Source organism: Campylobacter sp. 2018MI13, assembly GCF_018501135.1.
In the GTDB taxonomy this organism is placed as follows: Bacteria; Campylobacterota; Campylobacteria; order Campylobacterales; family Campylobacteraceae; genus Campylobacter_E.
On sequence record NZ_JAHCZC010000080.1, the window covers coordinates 1 to 8268 of the forward strand.

Consider the following 8268-nt stretch of genomic DNA (forward strand, 5'->3'; position numbering starts at 1 on the left):
TTCTTAAGTAAAGCATTAAGCTTTTGTAAAACACTTTTAAACTCATTTAAATCATCTAAGATTATATGAGCTGTTAGTATATGATAATCTTGAGAGATTGAATGAATGTGTATATCGTGAATATCTTTTATATTTAAATCTTGCTTTAATATAAATTCTTTTACTTCACTAATCTCAATGAATGAACTCTCAAGTAAAATATCTAAGCTTTGTTTAAATAATGATATAGACCACTTAGCAATTACTAAAGCTATTATTAAAGCTAGTATTGAATCAATAAAATAAAAATCAGTATAATAAACAATAATCCCACCAATAATAATTGCAACAGAACTAAGTAAATCACTTAGCATATGAATTAGACTTGATTTAATATTTAAATTACTTGTATCAGCTTTCATTAATAATAAAGCACTAATTATATTTGCTGCAAGTCCAAAGCAAGATACTATAAGCATAGTCTTTATATCTATTTTACTTGGGTTTAATAGTTTTTCAATAGCTTCATAGATAATAAATATAGTAAATATAGCTATCATAATAGCATTTATAAAAGCAGCTATTATTTCACTTCTATAATATCCATAAGTTTTTTTACTATCTTGTTTATTAATAAATATTAGTGCAATAAAACTTATTATCAATGCAAAAGCGTGTGTTATCATATGAAGTGCATCACTAATTAATGCTAAAGAATTAGCTAAATACCCATAAATTAATTCAGCAAACATTACTACAAAAGTTACTATAAAGCTTAATAACAATGCTTTTTTATTCTTAGTAAAATCATAAGAATGAGTATGAGAATGGTCGTGGTGTTCTTGTGAGTGATTAGAATTATTATGGGAGTGGTTATGGTGTGAGTGATTACAAGAATGATTGTTTGAATGTTGTTTTATTGGTTTATGAATTAAGTCTTGATAGGTGCAAGTCATTGTTTTTCCTTTAAATTTAGTTTTAGGATAACTTTAATCCTTTTTAATTTTTATGATTATAATTCATATTTAAGTAAATGTAAATTACTTACGAATTTGTAAGTATAAGGAGTTTTTATGCAAATAAATATGAATAATGTAACCTGTCCTTTGCAAATAGCTGCAAATATGATAAATGGAAAATGGAAAAGCATAATCATTTTTCAATTAAGTTTAGGTAATTCTTCTTTATCAAAATTACAAAAAGATATAATTGGAATTAGTCAAAAAATGCTTCTTGAACACCTAAATCAATTAAGAGAAAATGGCTTAGTAGATAAAATAACTTATGATGGCTATCCACTAAAAGTAGAATATTTTTTAACAAATCGTGGAAAGCAAATGTTAAAAGCTATTATTATTTTTCAAGAAATAGGCATTGAAGTTTTAAAAGAAAAGAAATTATTTAATGCTTTAAATGAAAAAAGCTTATCATACATACGAAAAAGTAAGTAATTTACAATTATTTTTAAAAAAGATAATATCTATCCTTTAATTTAAATTAAGGAGATTTTATGAATACAAAAGTTCAATTAATTAGAAGTGCTTGTGTAAAAATCACTATAAATAATGTGTGCTTTTTAATAGACCCTATGTTAGCACCAAAAGGCACTTATGAAGGTTTTGCAAATACTTATAATTCACATTTAAGAAATCCTTTAGTGGATTTGCCATTTAGTTTTGAAGAAATTATAAATGATGTAAATGCTGTAATAATTACTCATAATCATTTAGACCATATAGATGAATATACCTGTAAAAAATTAGATAAAAATATTAAAGTTTTCGTTCAAGATAATCAAGATTATAATTATTTTAAAGATTTAGGATTTAAAAATCTTGAGATTTTAAGCGATACTTTAGAATTTCAAGGAGTAAAACTAACAAAAACTAAAGCAAAACACGGAAGCGAAGAAATATATAAAAACGAAGAATTAGCAAGGCTTTTAGGTGATACTATGGGAGTTATTTTTAGTGCAAAAGATTGCAAAAGTGTTTATTTAATAGGAGATAGTGTTTTAACAAAAGATGTTGAAAATACTTTAAAACAAAATTATGATATTGTTATTGTAAATGCTGGAAATGCTATGGTTTTAGGATTTGATGATAGTATTATTATGAATGAAAACGATATTAAAAATATTGCTAAAATATCAACTAGCAAGATAATAGCCGTTCATTTAGAAGCTATTAATCATTGTATTTTAACTAGAAAAGCTTTAAAAGAATTTGTAAATAAGAATAATTTAAACGATAGAGTTTTAATCCCAGATGATGGGGAAAGCTACATTTTTTAAAGGAGATAAAATGAAAAAATATGAGATTTTTAATGTAAATTGCAATCATTGTATAAATAAGATAAAAAATGCTTTAGAAGAAGATTTTGGGGCAATTAATTTTAGTGATGATTTAAAATATATTTTTATAAATGCGAATAAAGAAGAATTTGAAGATGAGCTTTTAGAATTAGGATTTAGATTAGGTAAATTAGTATGAAAAATATAAGGCTTTTTATTAATGGAATGCATTGTGTAAATTGTGCTAATTCAATCAAACAAGAAGCCTTAAAATTAGGCGTAATAGATGCAAGGGTTGATTTTATCAATAAATTTGGAGAATTTAGTGTAAATGATGATTTTGATAGTGAAAAGCTAATTTTTGCTATCAAAAAACTAGGCTTTGAAGTAAGCTTAGAAAAAATAAATGCAAAAAATACTTACGAAGGCATTAGGCTAATTTTTTTAGCGATTTTTAGTGTTTTAACTTTTATTGATTTTAGCTTTTTATTCTCTTGTGTTTTTGCAAGTTTGGCTATTTTACTTTCGCTTGATTTTTATAAAAGAGTAATATTTCATAAAAGCTATGGAATGGATTTACTTGTAGTGCTTGGAATTAGCATTAATTATTTTTATTCATTTTTTAGTATTCATCATCATTTCTTTTTTGAAAGCACTTTTGTCTGCTTTGTGATTAGGCTTGGAAAATTTATTGAAAATAAAGCAAAAGCTAAAGCAAATTCTTTAATCACACCAAGCAAAATCCCTACAATAACCCTAGCAAACAATAAAATAATAAAAGCAAATCAAATAAATAAAGATGATGAGCTACTTATTAAAAACGGCGAAGAAATCTTAGTAGATGGAATATGTCTCAATGAAGCCTTAATTGATGAGAGCGTTATTAGTGGAGAAAGCTTTAGTCTAAGCAAAAAAATAGGAGAATTAGTTTATGCAGGTAGCATTAATAAGGGCGAATTATTAAAGATAAAAGCAACTAGCACTTATTATGAAAGCTCACTTGAAAAGCTTAAAGATGAAGCAATGAAAGCTAATAATAAGGATTTAAAAGCCTTTAAATTAGTTGATAAGATTAGCAAATATTTTGTATTAATAATTTGTATAATCGCTAGTATTACAGGACTTGCTTGGTATTTTATAGATTCTTCTAAAGTGTTTTTTTATGTTAGTAGTGTGTTGTTAATCTCGTGTCCATGTGCCTTAGGACTTGCAATTCCTATGGTAATAGTAATTTGCATTAATTTATGCTTTAAAGAAGGAATAATTTTAAAAAATCCAGAGCTAATTAACTCAATAAAAGATATAGAATGCTTTGTTTTTGATAAAACAGGCACACTTACAAATTCAGTGCAAAAAATATCGCACGATTTAAGCGAAGCTGATTTTAGGCTAATTGCAAGTATTGAAAATACTCAAAATCACCCAATAGCTAAGAGTATTACGAATAATTTTACTGATTTTTTAGATTTAAATGGAACTTGTGCTTTAAAGGATAATTCTTTAATTTATACTGATGAGAATTTAAAAGTAGAAATAAAACCTTGCGAAAATGAGTTTTTATGTTATAAAAATGATTTATATCTAGGCAAAATTACTCTAGAAAACGAAATTAATGAAAATGCAAAAGAATTAATTAGCTTTTTAAAATCACTCAATAAAAGAATAATAATAATTAGCGGAGATAGTAAAGAAAGAGTAGAAAATCTAGCAAACAAGCTAGAAATTAGCGAATATTATTTTAGAGTTACACCTGAAAATAAAGCTGCGATAATAAAGAATTTAAACGCAAAAAGTGTATTTATTGGGGACGGGGCTAATGATATTAAGGCATTAAGAACGGCTAATTTTGGTATATCATTTAGCAACGCAAATGCAATTGCTAAAAATAAAGCCGATGCAATATTGCTAAAAAATGATTTGATTAAAATCATAAAACTTTTTGAGATTTTTGATAAAGCTTATAGTAAGATTAAGCAAAATTTATTCATATCGTTTTTTTATAATTTCATAGGAATTGCTCTAGCTTGTGGGGTTTTTAGCGAGATTAATTTGCATTTAAATCCTGCACTTTGTGCTATGCTTATGAGTATTTCATCGCTTGTTGTGGTATTTAATTCTTTGCTTTTGTTTAGAAAAAATAATTTATCTAGTTAGTAGTAACTAGATAAATACTAAATACTAAAATTTTTAAAATTCTGCCTTAAGGCTTCCGAGCTTAAAAACGCAACGCTTTGAGCTAGATTAAGCGACCTGCCATAGCTTTTCATAGGTATTAAAAAGGTATTTTCATTACTTAAAATCTCTTTAATTTCAGGCTGTGGCAAACCAAAACTCTCACTTCCAAAAACTATAAAATCTCCTTCATTAAAACTAGCGTTAAAATAAGGATTTTTTGATTTTGTGCTAGCGAATTTCATTTTAGCAATATCATTATTAGCTAAAAAATCCTTTGCATTATCCCAAAAAATCGGCTCAAGTTTATCCCAATAATCAAGACCTGCGTGCATAATCTTTTTACTTGAAAAGTCCAAAAAATGAGGTCCAACAAGATGTAATTTAAAACCTAAGTTATAGCACATTCTACCTATTGTCCCTACATTTCCTGCAATTCTTGGCTCAACTAAAACTATATTAAACATTTTTCATATACTCCTTAATGGCTTTTTCTTCGCATATTAGTGCTTCTTCTTTTGAGCTAATATTCTCATATACGACTTTTATTTTGTCATTATAAATTCCTAATTCTTTAGCTCGTTTTACAATATCCTTATTTAGCCCAAGCCACTCTCTAAGCGGCATTTTAATAGCAATTTTGCATAAATTATAGTCATTTAAATCATTAAAATTTGGCTCTTTTGTTAAAAAGAAAAGCATTTTTTTATAAGGCATAAATTGATAATATATATTAAAATAATCAATAAAATAAAAAAACATTAAAGCAAATCTTTTTTCCTTACAAACTAAATTCTTATTATCTTTAATCTTTTTTAAAACAGCAAAAAATTCATATTTGCTAACACTAAAACCAAAACATTTTTCAAATAAATTTAGTTTATACAAATAATAAAGCCCAATTTCAGGGTATTTTGCTTCAAATAATTTTATTAATTCATTATAAATTCTATCCTTGCTAAGGTTTGAAATATCAATTTTTTTTAGATACCTTAAATCCTTTTTCTTAGTCTTTAGCTTAAATCTAGCAATGAATTGAATAAATCTTAAAAGCCTTAGCGAATCTTCTTTAAATGTAGAATAATTCACTATTCTAATTAGCTTTTTTTTACAATCTTGAATGCCTTTATGTAAGTCTATTATTTCTTGTGTAAAAATATTAATCATTATTGTATTCATACGAAAATCTCTTCTAAGCGAGCCTTTGTATATGCTTTTTTCAACTTTTACACGAAAATCCGTATGTAAATCGCCTGTTTTTTTCTCTGTTCTTGCAAGTGCTAAATCATAATTTGCTTTTTTATATACAAAAAAACTTTTGCCTACACCTAAAGCGTTTAATTCTTTAGCAATCTGCTCCATTTTACTAGGACTTACATCATAAATCTCTATATCATAATCATTTGTATTATTACTTAGATAAATATCTCTAACACAACCACCCACAAAATAAGCTCTTTTTGTGTATTTTGATAAAATTGATTGTATTGTTACAAAAGTCTCATCATCCCAAGGAAGCATTAATTTTTTAAACGCTCTTCAATACTTGCTAGTAAAAATTCAATAAAAGATATTGTTATTTCTAATCTTTTTTGTAAATCTTCTTCATTTTGCTTGGTGTTTAAAGCTTCAAAAAGAACTAAAATTCTTTCTTTAATTTTCAATAAATATTGCTTTTCATAAGTTGATAGCATAGCTGTGCTAGTAGTTTCTTTAGCTCTTTGAATATCTTCAATCTTAGCTATTATCTCTTCTTCGCTACTGACTTCATTTACTGCTTTTACTTCATTTATTTGCTCTTCTTCAGTTTTTTCATATTCTTTTTTAATCTCTTCTGCTGCTACTTGAGATAATCTATCAATCATTTGTGATAATTCTTCATTATTCATATATTTATTAGCCACCTTTTAAACTCATTATATTCTTGTTCGCTTTTAGCATTCATAAAAAAATCATACATTAATAAATTAAGTTCAAGTTTATGCACCTTAGCACCACTTAATCTATAAATACCTTCTTTAGCTGCTTGATTGTTTTTATCACGCTTTAAAATATTTTTATATATTTCAAGGGCTTCTTCTCTTAGCCCTTGTTCTTCATAAATCTTTGCTGCGGTTATTGTTTGCATTAGCAATACTTCGCTACTAATTCGCCCATTTCTTGGGTATTTAATTTAATTTTTGCATTAGCTAAATCAGCACATCCATAGCCTTCGCTTATTACTCTTTTTACTGCGTTTTCTATTTTTAATGCTGATACTTCATCGTTTAATGCAAATCTTAACATCATAGCAGCACTCAAAATTGTAGCAATTGGATTTGCTATGCCTTGACCAGCAATATCAGGAGCACTTCCGTGAATTGGCTCATAAAGTCCAACTTTTCCACCTATACTAGCACTTGCAAGTAATCCGATTGAGCCAACTACCATACTAGCTTCATCACTTAAAATATCTCCAAATAAATTCTCTGTTAAAATCACATCAAATTGCTTTGGATTTTTGATAAGTTGCATAGCAGCATTATCTACATACATATAGCTTAATTCAACTTCAGGATAATTTACAGCTAACTCATCGCAAACTTCTCTCCATAAAGCTGAAGTTTCAAGCACATTAGCCTTATCTACCATACATAATTTTTTGCGGCGTTTCATTGCACTTTCAAAACCAATTTTTGCAATTCTAATTATCTCATCACGAGTATAAACCATTGTATTATAAGCTCTATCTGCTAGTTTTTCTCTAGGTTGTCCAAAATAAATTCCACCCGTTAATTCTCTTACCACAAGTAAATCAACGCCTTTTACAACACTAGCTTTAATAGTGCTAAGCTCTTCAAGCCCATCATATACAAAAGCAGGACGAAGATTTGCAAATACTCCTAAAGCTTTTCTAAGTGCTAATAATCCACTCTCAGGTCTTAAATGGCGTTCTAGCTTATCCCATTTTTCTCCACCAATTGCACCAAATAAAACTGCATTAGAATTTAATGCTACATCAATAGTTTCTTGTGGTAAAGGAACTCCAACAGCATCAATCGCAGCCCCACCCATTAAGCATTCAGTATATTCTAAATCAGGGCGAACTACTTTTAAAACTCTTATAGCTTCATTGATTATTTCAGGGCCTATTCCATCGCCTTTAATTACACAAATTTTATTCATTTTGCAACCTTACTAGCGTATTCAATCAAACCACCTGCATTTAATAATTCTTGCATAAATACAGGGATTGGATTTATTTTATAGCTTTCGTTTTTTGTGATATTTTTAATAATTCCATTTGTAATATCTATATCTAATTCATCATTTTCTGCAATTTTATCAGTATCGTTGCACTCTAATATTAAAAGCCCAGTATTATATGCGTTTCTATAAAAAATTCTCGCATAAGTTTTTGCGATTACACATTTAATATTTGCAGCTTTAATAGCAATTGGTGCGTGCTCACGACTAGAACCACAGCCAAAATTTTCTCCTGCAACTATGCAATCATTTTCTTTAATTTCTTTAAAAAATCCAGGTCTAGCATCTTCCATAACATAACTAGCTAATACTTTTTCATCACTTGTATTTAAATATCTTGCGGCTATGATTAAATCTGTATCTATATTATCGCCAAACTTAAAAACTCTCATTAAAGCTCCTTAAAAATTATAATTAATACCCAACATAAACTTATTAGCAAAATAATCTTTAGCATAATTTAACTTATAATTTATCCCAAGATTAAGCCTATCGTTAAAAGAATAACCTAAACCTAAATTAATATTAGTTAATAGTTTTTTTGAAAAACCATTACTAATATCAATGCTATTTTGATA

12 protein-coding genes are annotated in these 8268 nt (G+C 27.2%); 4 read left to right on the forward strand and 8 right to left on the reverse strand.

Annotation, left to right across the window (positions count from 1 at the left end; translation table 11 throughout):
- On the reverse strand, positions 1–935 hold a 935-nt coding region (locus KJQ99_RS07900), incomplete at its 3' end, for a cation diffusion facilitator family transporter (RefSeq protein ID WP_214150470.1).
- Positions 936–1052: 117 nt separating this feature from the next.
- On the opposite strand from KJQ99_RS07900, the gene KJQ99_RS07905 reads away from it, so the two are divergent.
- Genes KJQ99_RS07905 through KJQ99_RS07920 form a run of 4 tightly spaced genes read left to right on the forward strand, consistent with a single transcriptional unit; the run spans position 1053 to position 4426 of the window.
- Positions 1053–1430 carry a winged helix-turn-helix transcriptional regulator gene (locus tag KJQ99_RS07905; protein WP_239803535.1) on the forward strand — a complete coding sequence of 126 codons (378 nt, stop codon included), beginning with the start codon at positions 1053–1055 and terminating at the stop codon, positions 1428–1430.
- Between the two features lie 59 nt (positions 1431–1489).
- Positions 1490–2272, forward strand: a complete 783-nt coding sequence (locus KJQ99_RS07910) for an MBL fold metallo-hydrolase (protein ID WP_214150471.1) — start codon at positions 1490–1492, stop codon at positions 2270–2272.
- 10 nt (positions 2273–2282) lie between these two features.
- Positions 2283–2471 (forward strand): heavy metal transport/detoxification protein, encoded by a 189-nt coding sequence (locus KJQ99_RS07915; protein ID WP_214150472.1) that lies wholly within the window; start codon positions 2283–2285, stop codon positions 2469–2471.
- Positions 2468–4426: a heavy metal translocating P-type ATPase gene (locus tag KJQ99_RS07920; protein WP_214150473.1), complete on the forward strand. Its 1959-nt coding sequence runs from the start codon at positions 2468–2470 to the stop codon at positions 4424–4426. Before KJQ99_RS07915 ends, KJQ99_RS07920 begins: the two co-directional genes overlap by 4 nt.
- Positions 4427–4443: 17 nt before the next feature.
- On the opposite strand, the gene KJQ99_RS07925 is transcribed toward KJQ99_RS07920, so the two are convergent.
- From KJQ99_RS07925 to KJQ99_RS11055, 7 genes are read right to left on the reverse strand one after another with little or no spacing between them, the layout of a single operon-like run.
- On the reverse strand, positions 4444–4911 hold the full coding sequence (locus KJQ99_RS07925; RefSeq protein ID WP_214150474.1) for a tRNA (cytidine(34)-2'-O)-methyltransferase: 468 nt from the start codon (positions 4909–4911) through the stop codon (positions 4444–4446).
- A complete protein-coding gene (locus tag KJQ99_RS07930; protein ID WP_214150475.1) occupies positions 4904–5965 on the reverse strand; it encodes a tRNA nucleotidyltransferase/poly(A) polymerase-related protein in 1062 nt (353 codons plus the stop codon). Before KJQ99_RS07930 ends, KJQ99_RS07925 begins: the two co-directional genes overlap by 8 nt.
- A complete protein-coding gene (locus KJQ99_RS07935; protein WP_214150476.1) occupies positions 5965–6333 on the reverse strand; it encodes a CiaD-like domain-containing protein in 369 nt (122 codons plus the stop codon). Before KJQ99_RS07935 ends, KJQ99_RS07930 begins: the two co-directional genes overlap by 1 nt.
- Complete coding sequence (locus tag KJQ99_RS07940) at positions 6330–6572, reverse strand: hypothetical protein (RefSeq protein ID WP_214117843.1); 243 nt, start codon at positions 6570–6572, stop codon at positions 6330–6332. The genes KJQ99_RS07935 and KJQ99_RS07940 overlap by 4 nt, the downstream gene beginning before the upstream one ends.
- Positions 6572–7609 carry a 3-isopropylmalate dehydrogenase gene (gene leuB / locus KJQ99_RS07945; RefSeq protein WP_214150477.1) on the reverse strand — a complete coding sequence of 346 codons (1038 nt, stop codon included), beginning with the start codon at positions 7607–7609 and terminating at the stop codon, positions 6572–6574. The genes KJQ99_RS07940 and leuB overlap by 1 nt, the downstream gene beginning before the upstream one ends.
- Positions 7606–8082, reverse strand: coding sequence for a 3-isopropylmalate dehydratase small subunit (locus KJQ99_RS07950; protein ID WP_214117845.1), 477 nt, complete (start codon positions 8080–8082; stop codon positions 7606–7608). The genes leuB and KJQ99_RS07950 overlap by 4 nt, the downstream gene beginning before the upstream one ends.
- 9 nt (positions 8083–8091) lie before the next feature.
- Positions 8092–8256, reverse strand: coding sequence for an autotransporter outer membrane beta-barrel domain-containing protein (locus KJQ99_RS11055; protein WP_350028277.1), 165 nt, complete (start codon positions 8254–8256; stop codon positions 8092–8094).
- Between the last annotated feature and the right edge of the window lie 12 nt (positions 8257–8268).